The sequence below is a fragment of the Pseudomonas kribbensis genome, from assembly GCF_003352185.1.
Taxonomy (GTDB): domain Bacteria; phylum Pseudomonadota; class Gammaproteobacteria; order Pseudomonadales; family Pseudomonadaceae; genus Aquipseudomonas; species Aquipseudomonas kribbensis.
In genome coordinates this window covers 1,670,913-1,685,741 of the sequence record NZ_CP029608.1, presented here as the reverse complement: position 1 = coordinate 1,685,741, position 14,829 = coordinate 1,670,913, and the positions used below count along the sequence as shown (strand labels likewise).

The 14,829-nt window shown below is 60.2% G+C and carries 11 protein-coding genes; 5 read left to right on the top strand and 6 right to left on the bottom strand.

Translation table 11 applies throughout. The annotated features are described in order from the left end of the window. Positions 1–120: 120 nt before the first annotated feature. Both hrpA and aceK read right to left on the bottom strand, forming a co-directional pair. The gene (gene hrpA, locus DLD99_RS07845; protein WP_114881825.1) at positions 121–4,032 is read right to left on the bottom strand and encodes an ATP-dependent RNA helicase HrpA; all 3,912 of its coding nucleotides are present in this window, start codon (positions 4,030–4,032) and stop codon (positions 121–123) included. Between the two features lie 188 nt (positions 4,033–4,220). Next, positions 4,221–5,942, bottom strand: a complete 1,722-nt coding sequence (gene aceK, locus DLD99_RS07840; RefSeq protein ID WP_114881824.1) for a bifunctional isocitrate dehydrogenase kinase/phosphatase — start codon at positions 5,940–5,942, stop codon at positions 4,221–4,223. 417 nt (positions 5,943–6,359) lie between these two features. Between aceK and DLD99_RS07835 the strand changes: the two genes are divergently transcribed. Both DLD99_RS07835 and DLD99_RS07830 read left to right on the top strand, forming a co-directional pair. Continuing rightward, entirely contained in the window at positions 6,360–7,985 is a 1,626-nt protein-coding gene (locus DLD99_RS07835; protein ID WP_114881823.1) for a methyl-accepting chemotaxis protein, read from the top strand. A gap of 84 nt (positions 7,986–8,069) precedes the next feature. Further along, positions 8,070–8,978, top strand: a complete 909-nt coding sequence (locus tag DLD99_RS07830) for a DMT family transporter (protein ID WP_114881822.1) — start codon at positions 8,070–8,072, stop codon at positions 8,976–8,978. A 57-nt stretch (positions 8,979–9,035) separates the two neighbouring features. Here the strand turns inward: DLD99_RS07830 and DLD99_RS07825 are convergent, their stop codons facing one another. After that, positions 9,036–9,899 (bottom strand): DMT family transporter, encoded by an 864-nt coding sequence (locus DLD99_RS07825; protein WP_114881821.1) that lies wholly within the window; start codon positions 9,897–9,899, stop codon positions 9,036–9,038. 437 nt (positions 9,900–10,336) lie between these two features. On the opposite strand from DLD99_RS07825, the gene DLD99_RS07820 reads away from it, so the two are divergent. Together DLD99_RS07820 and DLD99_RS29075 are read left to right on the top strand one after the other, a co-directional pair. Then, a complete protein-coding gene (locus DLD99_RS07820; RefSeq protein WP_114881820.1) occupies positions 10,337–10,870 on the top strand; it encodes a hypothetical protein in 534 nt (177 codons plus the stop codon). 49 nt (positions 10,871–10,919) lie between these two features. Continuing rightward, entirely contained in the window at positions 10,920–11,099 is a 180-nt protein-coding gene (locus tag DLD99_RS29075; protein ID WP_139831861.1) for a hypothetical protein, read from the top strand. 47 nt (positions 11,100–11,146) lie between these two features. Here DLD99_RS29075 and DLD99_RS07815 read toward each other — a convergent pair whose 3' ends face one another. Both DLD99_RS07815 and cysK read right to left on the bottom strand, forming a co-directional pair. Beyond that, positions 11,147–12,085 (bottom strand): aspartyl/asparaginyl beta-hydroxylase domain-containing protein, encoded by a 939-nt coding sequence (locus DLD99_RS07815; RefSeq protein WP_085710304.1) that lies wholly within the window; start codon positions 12,083–12,085, stop codon positions 11,147–11,149. A gap of 187 nt (positions 12,086–12,272) precedes the next feature. Next, positions 12,273–13,247 (bottom strand): cysteine synthase A, encoded by a 975-nt coding sequence (cysK, locus tag DLD99_RS07810; RefSeq protein WP_114881819.1) that lies wholly within the window; start codon positions 13,245–13,247, stop codon positions 12,273–12,275. Between the two features lie 128 nt (positions 13,248–13,375). On the opposite strand from cysK, the gene DLD99_RS07805 reads away from it, so the two are divergent. Then, entirely contained in the window at positions 13,376–14,452 is a 1,077-nt protein-coding gene (locus tag DLD99_RS07805; protein ID WP_114881818.1) for a DUF748 domain-containing protein, read from the top strand. Here DLD99_RS07805 and DLD99_RS07800 read toward each other — a convergent pair. After that, on the bottom strand, positions 14,412–14,714 hold the full coding sequence (locus tag DLD99_RS07800) for a DUF2442 domain-containing protein (protein ID WP_114881817.1): 303 nt from the start codon (positions 14,712–14,714) through the stop codon (positions 14,412–14,414). The genes DLD99_RS07805 and DLD99_RS07800 overlap by 41 nt on opposite strands. Between the last annotated feature and the right edge of the window lie 115 nt (positions 14,715–14,829).

Genomic DNA, 14,829 nt, shown 5'->3' with positions numbered 1-14,829 from the left:
GGCATCGCTTTATTCCGACCTCGCCCGCGGCTGACAAGGCTCAAAACCGCGGGGCCGGCGTTTATAGGCGCGAAGTTTGCCATAAACCTTGGCATTTGGCGCCTTTTGCAGGATCGGAGGTCAGGCCTCGACCTGCGTCCACTGTTTGTTCAGGCGCTTGTCGGAGATCGGCACTTTCGTCCCCAACTGCTGGGCGAACAGCGACACCCGGTACTCCTCCAGCCACCAGCGATACAGCTCAAGCTGCGGATCACGCTTGCCTTCCTGGGCATGTTTGGCGGCGCGAGTCTGGTATTGCGTCCAGAGGCCGGCGAGTTCGCCGCTCCAGACCCGATCCTTCTGCACCTGGGCGCCAAGCTTCTCGAAACGTTGCTCGACGGCCTTCAGATAGCGCGGCAACTCTTTGAGCCAGAGCATCGGCGTTTCCCGGACGAAGCCCGGATACACCAGATGACTGAGCTGCTGCTTGATGTCGTTAAGCGCCACTGCCTGAGCCAGGTCGATCTTGCCCTTGAAGCGTTTTTGCAGGCCATGCCAGAGCTTAAGGATTTCCAGGGTCAGACGCGCCACGCGCTCCGCATGCTCGGTCCAGCTGCCACGCTTGCGCTCGGCCAATGCTGCCAGACCTGCGCCGTCGCGAGGCAACGGGTCTTCACCATCAAGAATGCAGCTGTCGAGGCTGGCCAGCAGAATGTCTTCGACCAGCGCATCGACCCGACCCAGTTCGCGGTACAGCAGGCCCAGTTCGGTCAGTCCCGGCAACTTGCCGCGCAGGAACTTGGCCGGTTCGGCCAGTTGCTGCATCAGCAGACGCTGCAAGGCGCGGCGGTGCTGGAACTCGGCTTCGGCCGGGGTCGAGAAGCGCCCTTCCTTGACCGTGCCGCCCTCTTCCACCAGCGCCGGATAGACCGTCATCGACAGCCCGGCAATCTTCTGCTGAGTCTTTTCCGCCACCGGCGCGAAGACCTTGGCCTCCACCGGTTGCTGACTTTTCGCACTTTGCGGCACGGCCAACGCGGCCTGGCTGGCTTCAGCGAAACGTGCGGTCAGTTCCGCCAGATCCCGGCCCTCGCCGAGGAACTTGCCCTGGCCGTCGACGATTTCCAGGTTCATCCGCAGATGGCTTTCGACCTGCTGCGCCGCTTCGGCCCAGGCCTCATCACTGACCCGCGCACCGGTCATGCGCAGCAGTTCACGGCCCAACGCTTGCGGCAACGAACCTTCGGCGAAGGTCATGCGTTGCAGGGCAGCCTTGATGAAGTCCGGCACCGGCACGAAGTTCTTGCGCAGGGCCTTGGGCAGGTTGCGCACCAGCGCGATGCACTTGGCCTCGATCAGTCCTGGCACCAGCCATTCCAGGCGTTCCGGTGGCAGCATCGGCAACAACGGCGCCGGCACGCGCAGGGTCACGCCGTCGCGCGGGTGATTCGGTTCGAAGTGGTAACTCAGCGCCAGTTCCAGATCGCCGATGTGCAGGGTGTCCGGGTAATGCTGGGCGGTGACTTCGCTGGCTTCGCGGGCCAGCACGTCTTCCTCGCGCATGATCAGCAGTTGCGGGTCTTTCTGGCTGTTGACCCGATACCAGCTGTCGAAGGTCGCGGTCTGGTGGATCTCCGCCGGCAGTCGCGCGTCGTAGAACGCGTAGAGGGTTTCCTCGTCGGCCAGAATGTCCCGGCGACGGGCCTTGGCTTCCAGTTCGTCGAGCTGCTCCAGCAATTGCTTGTTGGCGGTCAGGCATTTGGCCCGGGACTGAATCTCGCCCCGCACCAGGCCTTCGCGGATGAACAGCTCCCGCGAAACCACAGGATCCACCGGGCCGTAATGCACCGGTCGGCGACCGACCACGATCAGCCCGAACAGGGTGATCTGTTCGAATGCGACGACCTGACCGCGCTTCTTCTCCCAGTGCGGTTCGAAGTGGTTCTTCTTGATGAGGTGCCCGGCCAGCGGCTCGATCCAGTCGGCGTCGATCTTCGCCACCATCCGCGCGTAGAGCTTGGTGGTTTCCACCAGTTCGGCGGTCATCACCCACTGCGGGCGCTTCTTGCCGATGCCCGACGACGGGTGAATCCAGAAGCGCCGCTGACGGGCGCCAAGATAGTCGCCGTCCTCGGTTTTCTGGCCGATCTGGCTGAGCAGACCGACCAGCACAGCCTTGTGCAGTTTCGGATAGTCCGCCGGCTCTTTATTGAGGCTCAACTGCAAGTCGCGGCAGATCAGGCTCAACTGGCGATGGGAATCGCGCCACTCGCGCAAGCGCAGGTAGTTGAGGAAATTCTTGCGGCACCAGTTGCGCAGCGGATTGGCGGTCAACGCCTGGCGCTGTTCTTCGAAGCCACGCCACAGATTGACCAGCGCAGCGAAGTCCGAATCGGCATCCTTCCATTGTGCATGGGCCTGATCGGCGGCTTGCTGACGCTCCGGCGGACGCTCGCGCGGATCCTGAATCGACATGGCACTGGCGACGATCAGCACTTCCTGCAAGCTGCCGAGCTTGGCGGCTTCGAGCAGCATGCGGCCCATGCGCGGGTCCACCGGCAGACGCGCCAGCTGGCGGCCGAGCGGGGTCAGCTGACTGTTGCGATCCACCGCCGAGAGTTCTTGCAGCAGGTTGAAACCGTCGCTGATCGCCTTGCCGTCCGGCGGCTCGATGAACGGGAACGCGGTGATCTCGCCGAGGCGCAGATGCAGCATCTGCAAAATAACTGCCGCGAGGTTGGTACGCAGGATTTCCGGATCGGTAAATTCCGGCCGACCAAGGAAATCCTCTTCGCTGTACAGGCGCACGCAGATACCCGGCTCGACCCGTCCGCAGCGACCTTTACGCTGGTTGGCACTGGCCTGGGAAATCGCCTCGATCGGCAGGCGCTGGACCTTGGCGCGGTAGCTGTAGCGGCTGATGCGTGCGGTGCCGCTGTCGATCACGTAACGGATGCCCGGCACGGTCAGCGAGGTTTCGGCAACGTTGGTCGCCAGCACCACACGACGGCCCGGGTGGGACTGGAAGATCCGCTGCTGCTCTGCCGGCGACAGGCGGGCGTACAACGGCAGGATTTCGGTGTGTTTGAGCTGGGCCTTGCGCAGCATGTCGGCGGCGTCGCGGATCTCACGCTCGCCGGGCAGGAACACTAGCACGTCGCCAGGGCTGCGGCGCTCGCTGCGCTCATAGGCGGCGATTTCGTCGAGTGTGGCGAGGATCGCCTGATCCACGGTCAGGTCGTCCTCGACGCGGTTGCCCTCTTCGTCCTGCTCAAGCGTCAGCGGGCGATACCAGGTTTCCACCGGGAAGGTGCGGCCGGACACTTCAACAATCGGGGCATCGTCAAAATGCTTGGAGAAACGCTCCAGATCGATGGTCGCCGAGGTGATGATGACTTTCAGGTCCGGACGACGCGGCAGCAGGGTTTTCAGGTAGCCGAGCAGGAAGTCGATGTTGAGGCTGCGTTCGTGGGCTTCGTCGACGATGATCGTGTCGTAGCGCTCAAGGTAGCGGTCGTTCTGGGTTTCCGCCAGCAGGATGCCGTCGGTCATCAGTTTGATCAGGGTGTTCGAATCGCTTTGGTCTTCGAAGCGCACCTGATAACCGACCAGCGCGCCCAGCGGCGTACCGAGTTCTTCGGCAACCCGACTGGCCACACTGCGCGCCGCGATCCGCCGCGGCTGGGTATGGCCGATCAGGCCATGCTGGCCGCGACCGATTTCCAGGCAGATTTTCGGCAACTGGGTGGTTTTACCCGAGCCGGTTTCACCGGCGATGATCAGCACCTGATGCTTTTCCAGGGCCTTCTTGATTTCGTCACGCTTGGCCGCGATCGGCAGGCTGTCGTCGTAACGGATCACCGGCAGGCTGGCCTTGCGCGCCAGCACCTGATCGCAAGACGCCTGCATGCGCGCCACCCACTGGGCCAGCTTGGCCTCGTCAGGTTTCTTGCGCAGCTCAAGCAACTGCCGCCGCAGCCGGTGGCGGTCGGCGAGCATGGCGTGATCGAGATTTTTCAGCAGTTTGTCGATGGAGGGCGATTCGTCGGTCATCGGGTACGCAATTCGGTCGTCTAGTGGCGCAAGGACGCGATTGTCGCAGATTTTACGACCGCTGCGCGGCCGATCGCGAGCAGGCTCGCTCCCACCCTGGATCTCCAGCGGCCATAAAACCGGTGCACAGCGCGATCAAATGTGGGAGCGAGCCTGCTCGCGATGAATTGCGCAGCAATTCCAGAAAGTCACTCGTTATCGAGGCCCTTGCGCCGATACGGAAAGACATCGATGACCTTCCCCGCCCGGATCGCCTCCTGCAAGCCCTTCCAGTAATCGGCGTTGTACAGCTCGCCATGCAACTGATCGAACAATTTGCGCTGCGCCGAGTCGGCAAACAGAAACGGCGGAAACTCCTCGGGGAACACGTCCAGCGGCCCGATCGAGTACCAAGGCTCGGAGGCCATTTCATCCTCCGGCGTGCGCGGTGCCGGGATGTGGCGAAAGTTGGCCTCAGTCAGGAAGCAGATTTCGTCATAGTCGTAGAACACCACCCGGCCATGGCGGGTGACGCCGAAGTTCTTCAGCAGCATGTCGCCGGGGAAGATGTTGGCCGCCGCCAGTTGCTTGATCGCCAGCCCATAGTCCTCCAGCGCTTCGCGTACCTGGGCTTCGTTGGCGTTGTCCAGATACAGGTTCAGCGGGGTCATCCGGCGTTCGGTCCAGCAGTGGCGGATGAGCACGGTTTCGCCTTCCAGCGACACCGTGGACGGTGCAACTTCCAGTAATTCCGCCAGACACGCCGGATCGAATTTGCTCAGCGGAAAACGGAAGTCGGCGAACTCCTGGGTATCGGCCATGCGCCCTACGCGGTCGACGCTTTTCACCAGTCGGTACTTTTCGATCACCGTAGCGCGGTCGACGTTCTTCGACGGCGAGAAGCGGTCCTTGATGATCTTGAACACGGTGTTGAAACCCGGCAGCGTGAACACGCTCATGACCATGCCGCGCACACCCGGGGCCATGATGAACTGGTCGTCGGTATTGGCCAGGTGGTTGATCAGCGCACGATAGAACTCGGATTTGCCGTGCTTGTAGAAGCCGATCGAGGTGTACAGCTCGGCGATGTGCTTGCCCGGCAGGATGCGTTTGAGGAAACCGATGAATTCCGCCGGCACCGGCACATCCACCATGAAATACGAACGGGTGAACGAGAAGATGATCGACACATCGGCTTCGTCGGTAATCAGCGCGTCAATCTGAATCCCCCGTCCCTCGCGGTGCAGCAGCGGAATCACCAGCGGCCACTGATCGTCGTTGGTGTAGATGCGCCCCACCAGATAGGCGCCCTTGTTGCGGTACAGCACCGAGGAAAACAGCTCGACGCTCAGTTCCGGGTCCTTGCACACCCAGTCCGGCAGGTTCTCGCGCAGTTGCGCTTCCAGGCGCTGCAGATCCCGGGGCAGATCGGCGTAATCCTCGCTGAATCGGTAATCGGCAAAAATGCTCGCGAGCATGCCCGACAACTGCCCTTGCGGTTTGTAGGTGCGGGTTTGCGCAGCCCGGGCGCGGCGCAGGCTTGGCCGGGTGGTATGGATGAACATGCAGCCGTCGCTGATCAGATCGTGGCTGAACAGGCCGCAGAAAATCGAGTTGTACCAGGTCTCGGAGAGTTCATCGTCGAAGCGCAGGTCGATGATGCTGATGTAGGCGCTTTTCACCAGCGGCCAGCAACTGACTTCCATCAGCGTGTCTGCCTCGAAATGCTCGCGCAGGCGCGCGACGGTTTCGCCGACCTTGTCTTCGTAGAGGTTGATCCGCGCCGCCGACGCGGTTTGCGTGTCCTGCCAGCGCGCCTGCTCGAAGCGCTCCCGAGCGCCGTCGGTGATCCGCCGGAAATGCTCGCGGTAATCGTCAAAGCCATCGAGGATCATGCGGGCGATGTCGGTGGCTGGCCATTGCTGCGGCATAGATGAGACCTCTGCGGGAATTGAAGAATCTGTGCTCGAAGGCCTGAGCTTAGCCACGGAACCGGGGACAGGAGAAGCGTAATTTCTGCCAAATCCGCGACGGCGTTGTACAGCGACACAGTTTTTATCAAAGTTTTTTTAATCGACCGTTCGGTCAGCAAACACATCAACCGGTCGTTCCCGCCGTTCGGCGCCAGCCCGCGAATTCTCTGGGTTTCGGATCCAATCAAGCCGTGACATCTCTATTCCGCGGCTTTGCCCGACCTGCGTATTCCTGTCCATTGCCTGTGACCTTGACTGTGCAGTGACCTTACCAAGGTGATGGCACTTTGATATACAGCCCGCCATCACCCGCCTCACAACAAGATCCTCGGCCCACGAGGACGCCCTCTTTCTCAACGTTCAAGGAGCACATTGATGTCTATCCGGAATCTGCGCATAGGTTTGCGCGCCAGTTTGAGTTTTGCCGTTCTGGCCGGTCTGCTGATGGTGGTTGGCCTGTTCGGTCTGGGCCAGATGAAGGCCCTGCGTGAAAGCGCAGCGGTGATCGAAGAATCGTGGATGCCCAGCATCGAAAGCATTCATGACGCAGCGGCGAACATCGCCAGCATCCGCCTCGAATCCCTGCGCCTGATCACCAGTACCCAGGCCGCTGTGCGCGAACGCAGCAAAGGCATTCTCACGGCGCAACGTCAGGAGTTGCTCAAGCGCCTCGACGATCACAAAGTCCTGCTCGCCAACGATCAGGAACGGGCGATGCTGGAAGGTCTGGGTGCCGACACCGCCAAGTACCTGAGCATCCTCGACCAGATCATCAAACAGATCGACGCCGGGCAGAACGATCAGGCCTACACGCGGCTGACCACTGAACTGGCGCCTCAGGGCAGCGTGCTCGACAAGACCCTGGAGCAAATGATCACCCTCAATCAGCAAGGCGCCGATGCCGCCGCAAAATCCGCAGCCGCGACCTATCAGCAGTCACTGTGGATCGTCGCGACAATCATCGTCATCGCCCTGATCGCCACATTGCTGCTGGCGTGGCTGCTGACCCGCAGCATCACCGCGCCGATCAATCAGGCGTTGAATGTGGCCCGGCGGATTGCTTCCGGCGATCTCAGCGGCCGCATCGACAGCGACGGCCGCGATGAAGCGGCGCAATTGCTCACCGCGCTGGCCGAGATGCAGGGCAATCTGCGCTCGACCATTCGCGGTATCAGCGAGTCGGCCCAACAGCTGGCCTCCGCCGCTGAAGAAATGAGTTCGGTAATGGAGCAAAGCACTCGCGGCCTGCAACAGCAGAACGACCAGATCGAACAGGCCGCCACGGCCGTCACCGAGATGAGCACGGCGGTGGATGAAGTCGCGGCCAACGCGGTGTCCAGCGCCGAAGCGTCCGAAGCCTCGAACGAGGACAGCAAACACGGGCATGTGCAGGTCAGTGAGACCATCAGTTCGATTCAGGAACTGGTCAGCGCGGTGCTCGGTGCGTCCGAACAGGCCGAGGGCCTGGCGACTCAGGCCCAGGACATCAGCAAGGTGCTGGAAGTGATTCGCGGCATCGCCGGGCAGACCAACCTGCTGGCGCTCAATGCCGCCATTGAAGCGGCGCGGGCCGGCGAGGCAGGACGTGGTTTTGCAGTCGTTGCCGATGAAGTCCGTTCGCTGGCCCAGCGCACGCAGAACTCCACCGAAGAAATCGAGCTGATGATCAGCAGCATCCAGCAAGGCACCGGTGCCACCGTCGGCGCGTTGCAAAGCAGTGCCGAACAGGCCAGCCAGACCTTGCGCCGGGCCAACAGCGCCGGCCATGCACTGGAGAAAATCACAGCGTCGATCTCGCAGATCAACCAGCGCAATCTGGTGATCGCCAGCGCCGCCGAGCAACAGGCGCTGGTGGCCCGGGAAGTCGATGAAAACCTGGTGACCATCCGCGATCTGTCCACGCAAACCGCCGCCGGCGCGACCCAGACCTCTGCCGCCAGTCAGGAACTGTCGCGCCTGGCCGTCGACCTCAACGGGCTGGTGACGCGCTTCGTGCTCTGACGGGAAAATTAAATGCCCGATTAGCGGTTGCCATCGTCAGGGCGCTCGGCAACACTCTCGTCCCCATCAAGGAAGGAGTTGCCCGTGAGCCCTGTCGATATTTTCCGCATGTTGTCGCTGGCTGCGATCTGGGGTGCGAGCTTCCTGTTCATGCGCATCATCGCCCCCGCGATCGGCACCGTTCCGACCGGTTTTTTCCGGGTCTCGATTGCGGCCGTCGGTTTGTTGGTAATCCTTGGTCTGATGCGCATCAGCTGGGATTTCAAAGGCAAACTCAAGACCGTGATGATGCTGGGGGTGATCAACTCCGGCGTTCCGGCCACCCTGTATTCCGTCGCCGCCCAGGTGCTGCCGGCCGGGTACTCTGCAATCTTCAATGCCACCACGCCGCTGATGGGCGTGTTGATCGGCGGGTTGTTCTTCAGTGAAAAACTCACGGCGGCCAAACTGGCCGGGGTGTTCCTTGGTCTGCTCGGCGTGGGCGTGCTGACCCGCGCCGGCCCGGTCGCGTTCGACCTGCCGCTGTTGATGGGTGCCGTTGCCTGCCTGCTCGCAACGACCTGCTACGGTTTCGCCGGTTTCCTCGCCCGGCGCTGGCTGGATCAGGCCGGCGGGCTCGACAGCCGTCTTTCGGCGCTGGGCAGCATGCTCGGGGCGACGCTGTTCCTGCTGCCGCTGTTCGGCTACAGCGTCATTACCCAGCCACCCGTGAGCTGGGGCGGCTGGAATGTCTGGCTGTCGCTGTTGGGCCTGGGTCTGGGCTGCACCGCGTTTGCGTACATCATTTACTTCCGCCTGCTGAGCTCCATCGGGCCGGTGAAATCGATGACCGTGACCTTCATGATCCCGCCGTTCGGCGTGTTGTGGGGCGCGCTGTTTCTCGACGAACCGCTGTCGATGGCCCACGTGTATGGCGGGGTGTTGATCGCGATTGCGCTGTGGCTGGTATTGAAGCCGGCGGCGGTGAAACCGGTAGAAGTCGCGACTCGCTGATCAGCAGATGCAAAAAGGCCCGGGAGTTTCCTCCCGGGCCTTTTTTATGTGCGGCTGTTACGCCGACTTACGGAACACGAATACCAGACCGACGATGATCAACAGCATCCCCAACACGCTCAACGCGGCCAGGCGGTTGCCGAAGATCAGGTAATCCATCACCGCCGTCACGGCCGGCACCAGATAGAACAGACTGGTGACATTCACCAGATTGCCCCGGGCGATCAGTCGATACAGCAGCAACGTTGCCAGCACGGAAACCACCAGTCCCATCCACAACACCGGCACGATGAAACCGGCACTGTGCTCGAAGTGGAACGGCTGGAACGGCACGAAGATCCCGCACAGCAACAGTCCTGCCAGATACTGCACCGGCAGCGTGCCGAGAGGATTGTCGGTGATGCGCTTTTGCATGATCGAGCCGAACGTCATGCTCGCCAATGCCAACAAACCGAACAGCATCCCCGCCAGCGACATCCCGGCCAGGCCGATGCCCTGGTAAACCACCATGATCAGACCGGCCAATCCCAGCGCCAGGCCGAAGATCCGGCTTGCCGAGCGCTGCCGTTCCATGATCACCACCGTGAGGATCGGCTGCACGCCCATGATGGTCGCCATCACCCCGGGGGTGACTTTCAGGTCCAGCGCCAGCAGATAAAAGATCTGATAAGCGCCCAACAGCACCACTCCGGTAGCCATCGCATACAGCATCGGCCGGCCGCCCTTGGGCAGTTTCAGTTTGAGCAACGGCACCAGCAGCACCAGCCCGCACAGGGCAATCACAAAACGGATCAGCAGAAAGGCAAAGGGCGAAGCGTGGGCCAGCCCCCATTTGGAGAAGATCGCCCCGCTGCTCCACAGCAGAACGAACAGGCTCGTGGACGCCGCCGCGAGCGCGGATTTTTTCGAAAGGACAAACATGAATACCACCTGTAGTCAGGCAAATAGCCAACTCAGCCGAAGCTGAAATTCAGTAGGTTTTTTCAGGCGGGCACAGGGGTCAGCAGAAAACGCTGATCAGCCCTAAACGCCAACGCCCGGCGGTGATACGACTGCGCACACCGGCGTGCTACTGACAGGTGGGGGGTAATGGCTGATCTGCACAGGCTGCTGATTCCCGCACGGCACGACGCCAGCGTTGACCGCTGAATCGACTACCGCGTTGATGAGGGATGCAGGCATCTGGGCTGATCTTTTTCGAGGGATTGAAAGGTGAGCCGTAGAACTCACGAGCGCCGACTATAACCAGCCTGCGACATGGATTGCAATGAGTTGGGCAAAGGGCCGCTAGCGACAGGCTGGATGCAGGCGCATAGGCTCGTTTGCAATTGATGGGGATATGGAATGCGCGAGATCACATGCCAAGGGAACGGACATATCTGCGGTACCAACTGTACAGATCACAAGCCAGGAAGTACGCGGGCAGCACTTTCGCAAAGTTGCAGGAGGACCTGGAGCAAAAAGGAATTGTGGATGTCGATTACTCCAGAGTTCGGTTCGAAGCTATCGACGCTTTGGCACTGAGCGCCTACGAACAATGGCTGGATCCTTATTTCTCCTGGCAGGAAGTTGTCAGGTGGAAAGCCAGAGAGCAAATGGGATTCGATTTGGCGATCTGGTTTGAGCATGAACTATGCGGACTCTGTTTTGCGAATCCGAATCAGAGCCGGTTGAGAGTCAAAATCGTGCGTCTGGAAGGAAAACCTGGAAACGATCACCCCCTCAAGAGCCGAATCGCAACATTTGCCTTGACTGCCGTGACGCACTTCGCACGAATCGTAGGCAGCAAGCAAATCGAAATTCAGGAGCCTCTTCCCGGAGTGATACCACTTTATAGACAACTGGGGTTTGAGTTCGACTCAGAGGGTCGGCTTGTGAAGCCTATTGACTAAGACTAGTATCGGATCAACTGCTCATTAAATGATCAACGCCGGAGGTGCCATGAAAGCTGTCGTTGAAAACAAAGCATCAGACGCCAAACTTGTAAAGGCCAAAGGTAAGCGCTCTTCTGGAGAGTTATCTGAAAAGGAGCTACTCCGAATTAGAGAGACATTGGCTAATCCAGCAGTGGAAGAGCCAGGGGGTGTTCTCGCCGGCGCGTCTTTTACCTTTCCCTCATAAAAAAACCGCTCACAAGGAGCGGTTTTTTTACACGCCTGAATCCAGCCTCAACCAAACAGCCAATACCCCAGCAACGTCAACACCACCACCGCCAGCACTGGCCGCATCACACGGTAGGCCTTTGGATTGCGGCGCTTCCACTGCTTGACCACGCCGCTGAACCGGTCGCTGAAGTTCTTGGTCCAGGCATAGGCCTGGTTGATCCCGCCGACGCGCTCGTCGTCGAGGTTCTGCGGTGCGGTGGCGCGGCCCAGCCAGGCGCTGATGGAGCGGTTGATGCGGGTCATGAGGCGGTTGCTCAGCGGACGCTCGACGTCACAGAACAGGATGACGCGGGTCTGTTCGGTTTCGTTCTTGACCCAATGCACATAGGTCTCGTCGAACATCACGTCTTCACCGTCACGCCAGGCGTAGACCTGACCGTCGACGAAGATCCGGCAATCGTCGGAGTTCGGCGTCGACAGGCCCAGGTGATAACGCAGGGAACCGGCGAACGGATCACGGTGCGGGTTCAAGTGGCTGCCGCCCGGCAACAGCGCGAACATCGCGCCCTTGACGTTGGGGATGGCACTCACCAGTGCCACGGTTTTCGGGCACAGGGTCTCGGCCGAAGGCAGCGGTTTGTCGTACCACTTGAGGTAGAAACGCTTCCAGCCCTTCTTGAAGAACGAGCCGAAACCGGCGTCGTTATTCTTCTCGGCAGCGCGAATATAGCCCTCGTCGAACAGGTGCATCGCTTCGTCGCGGATGGTTTCCCAGTTGTCGCGCAGCACGTCCAGCTCCGGGAACTTGCTGCGGTCCAGGTACGGTTTGGACGGTACACCGGAAAACAGGTACATCAAGGCGTTGTACGGAGCGAACAGCGCCGAATGGTTGACGAACTGGCGCAGCACCGGCAAACGCGCCTTGCCGCGCAAATGCACGTAGAGGATGCTGCTCACGAACAGCAGCAACACCAACACCTTGGCGGCCAACGAAAAGGTCATCAACGACTCCTTGAAAAAAGACAACGCCACGCAATGTCATTTACCCGACATGGCGGCCGGCCATGATAAACACTACCGGCTCCGGGAAAAACCCGCCCGACCCAAGATTCAGTGTTAAGAATTGCGCAACAAAGCACTAATTAACATAACGAGCCTGAACCCTGGCTGATCTGAATCAACGGGACGCTTACTGCTGATTCTCCTGATCGGTGAACAGATCGCTGAACAACATGCTCGACAGATAACGCTCACCGGAGTCCGGCAGTACCACCACGATGGTCTTGCCCTGCATTTCCGGGGTTTCCGCCAGGCGCACCGCGACAGCCATCGCCGCACCGCAGGAAATGCCGCACAAGATCCCTTCTTCCTGCATCAGGCGCAACGCCATGACCTTGGATTCTTCGTCGGTCACGCGCTCGACCCGATCCACCATCGACAAATCCAGGTTCTTCGGCACAAAACCGGCGCCAATGCCCTGAATTTTGTGCGGACTCGGCTTGATCTCTTCACCGGCCAACGCCTGGGTGATCACCGGCGAGGTCACCGGCTCCACCGCCACCGAAATAATCGGTTTGCCCGCCGTATTCTTGATATACCGCGAGACACCGGTGATGGTTCCGCCCGTGCCGACGCCCGCCACCAGCACGTCGATGGCACCGTCGGTGTCATTCCAGATTTCCGGGCCGGTGGTTTTTTCGTGGATGGCCGGGTTGGCCGGGTTGTCGAACTGGGCCGGCATGAAGTATTTGCCCGGGTCGCCGGCAACGATCTCGGCAGCCTTTTCGATTGCGCCCTTCATGCCCTTGGCAGGCTCGGTCAGCACCAGCTCTGCGCCCAATGCCTTGAGCACCTTGCGCCGCTCGATGCTCATCGAGGCCGGCATGGTCAGCATCAGTTTGTAACCACGAGCAGCCGCCACGAAGGCCAGGCCGATGCCGGTATTGCCCGAAGTCGGCTCGACGATGGTCATGCCCGGCTTGAGTTTGCCGCTGCTTTCGGCGTCCCAGATCATGTTCGCGCCGATCCGGCACTTCACCGAGTAACCCGGGTTGCGCCCCTCGATCTTGGCCAGAATGGTCACGCCACGGGGCGCAATGCGGTTGATCTGCACCAGCGGCGTATTGCCGATGGAATGGGCGTTGTCAGCAAAAATACGGCTCATGGCTGGGTCCTTGTGCAGCGTTGAATTCAGCGCTCCAAGGTAAGCCTGTTGCTCCTGCCAGTCCAGTCGGGTCGAACGTCTGCAACCGCCGGCAGTCAATCGCTTTACATCGTTCGGGAATTGCCGCCATGAAGCGTCGCTACCGCTGGCCGTTGTGGATCCTCGCCACTGTCGTTGTACTGCTGATCGCCCTGCATATCGCCCTGCCCTACGTCGTGCGCGACTATCTGAATGACAAACTGGCCAACATGGGCGACTACCGTGGCCAGGTCACCGACGTCGACCTGGCCCTGTGGCGCGGCGCATACAAAATCAACGGCTTGAAAATCGTCAAGGTCGACGGCAAGGTCCCGGTGCCGTTCGTCAACGCGCCGCTGATCGATTTGTCCGTCAGTTGGCATTCACTGTGGTACGACCATGCGGTGGTGGCACAGGTAAAATTCTTCAAACCCGAAGTCAACTTCGTCGATGGCGGCGCCAACAAGCAGAACTCCCAGACCGGTAAGGGCACCGACTGGCGCGCGCAACTGGGCAAGCTGCTGCCGATCACCCTCGATGAAGTGCAGATCCACGATGGTCGCATCAGCTTCCGCAACTTCAACTCCAAGCCGCCTGTAAATATGAATGCCACGAACGTTGAGGCGAGTATTTACAACCTGACCAACGTCGTGGACACCAAGGGCAAACGCGATGCCCGCTTCGAAGGCAAGGCCCTGCTGCTCGGTCAGGCGCCGCTGGAAACCTCCGCCACATTCGACCCGCTAAGCAACTTCGAGGATTTCGAGTTCCGCCTGCGGGCCCGCGACCTCGAACTCAAGCGCATGAACGACTTCGCCTCGGCCTACGGCAAATTCGACTTCAATGCCGGCCACGGCGACGTGGTCATCGAAGCCCAGGCCAAAAAGGCCCAGCTCACCGGCTACATCAAGCCGTTGCTGCGTGATGTCGAAGTGTTCAACTGGCAGCAGGACGTGGAAAACAAGAACAAAAGCATCTTCCGCTCAGTCTGGGAGGCACTGGTCGGCGGTACTGAAACCGTGCTGAAAAATCAGGCCAAAAACCAGTTCGCAACCAAGGTCGAACTCAGCGGCAGCGTCCATCAGCAAGATATCAGCGCATTCGAAGCGTTTTTGCAGATTTTGCGCAATGGATTCATCCAGGCATTCAATGCCCGGTATGAACGGCCGAAGCCGGATGCGGGCTAGATATTTGCGCGAGCGCATCCAGATACATGGTATCGGCGCCGAGCTGAATATCCGGATCCAGCCATTCCACGGTCCAACCCTCATCTCCGAGGGTTACTGCGCAGAACACCTCTGGATCAAGTAATGGCTTGAGGCCCGGATACCTTTGAAGATCCTGGCTCAAGTCGACACGCAACTGCTGACCATCAACAAAGGTCAGCGCCAGACAAAAATCCGCCAAAGGTTCTACAGACGATAAACGGGGGCGTTTCCTGGGTAGCATCGGTTCCGATCCTCTTTCAGAGATGTTCAGCAGGCTACTTCCAAACCGATGATCGCTGAATGCTGGCTTTGCGCCGAAACTGAGTCAACATGTGACGCCCCATTCAGAGACTGAA

Excerpts from the sequence above, each read along its gene's own strand:
- hrpA (WP_114881825.1), bottom strand. The coding sequence starts at position 4,032 with ATGACCGACGAATCGCCCTCCATCGACAAACTGCTGAAAAATCTCGAT.
- aceK (WP_114881824.1), bottom strand. The coding sequence starts at position 5,942 with ATGCCGCAGCAATGGCCAGCCACCGACATCGCCCGCATGATCCTCGAT.
- DLD99_RS07835 (WP_114881823.1), top strand. The coding sequence starts at position 6,360 with ATGTCTATCCGGAATCTGCGCATAGGTTTGCGCGCCAGTTTGAGTTTT.
- DLD99_RS07825 (WP_114881821.1), bottom strand. The coding sequence starts at position 9,899 with ATGTTTGTCCTTTCGAAAAAATCCGCGCTCGCGGCGGCGTCCACGAGC.
- DLD99_RS07820 (WP_114881820.1), top strand. The coding sequence starts at position 10,337 with ATGCCAAGGGAACGGACATATCTGCGGTACCAACTGTACAGATCACAA.
- DLD99_RS29075 (WP_139831861.1), top strand. The coding sequence starts at position 10,920 with ATGAAAGCTGTCGTTGAAAACAAAGCATCAGACGCCAAACTTGTAAAG.
- DLD99_RS07815 (WP_085710304.1), bottom strand. The coding sequence starts at position 12,085 with ATGACCTTTTCGTTGGCCGCCAAGGTGTTGGTGTTGCTGCTGTTCGTG.
- cysK (WP_114881819.1), bottom strand. The coding sequence starts at position 13,247 with ATGAGCCGTATTTTTGCTGACAACGCCCATTCCATCGGCAATACGCCG.
- DLD99_RS07805 (WP_114881818.1), top strand. The coding sequence starts at position 13,376 with ATGAAGCGTCGCTACCGCTGGCCGTTGTGGATCCTCGCCACTGTCGTT.
- DLD99_RS07800 (WP_114881817.1), bottom strand. The coding sequence starts at position 14,714 with ATGCTACCCAGGAAACGCCCCCGTTTATCGTCTGTAGAACCTTTGGCG.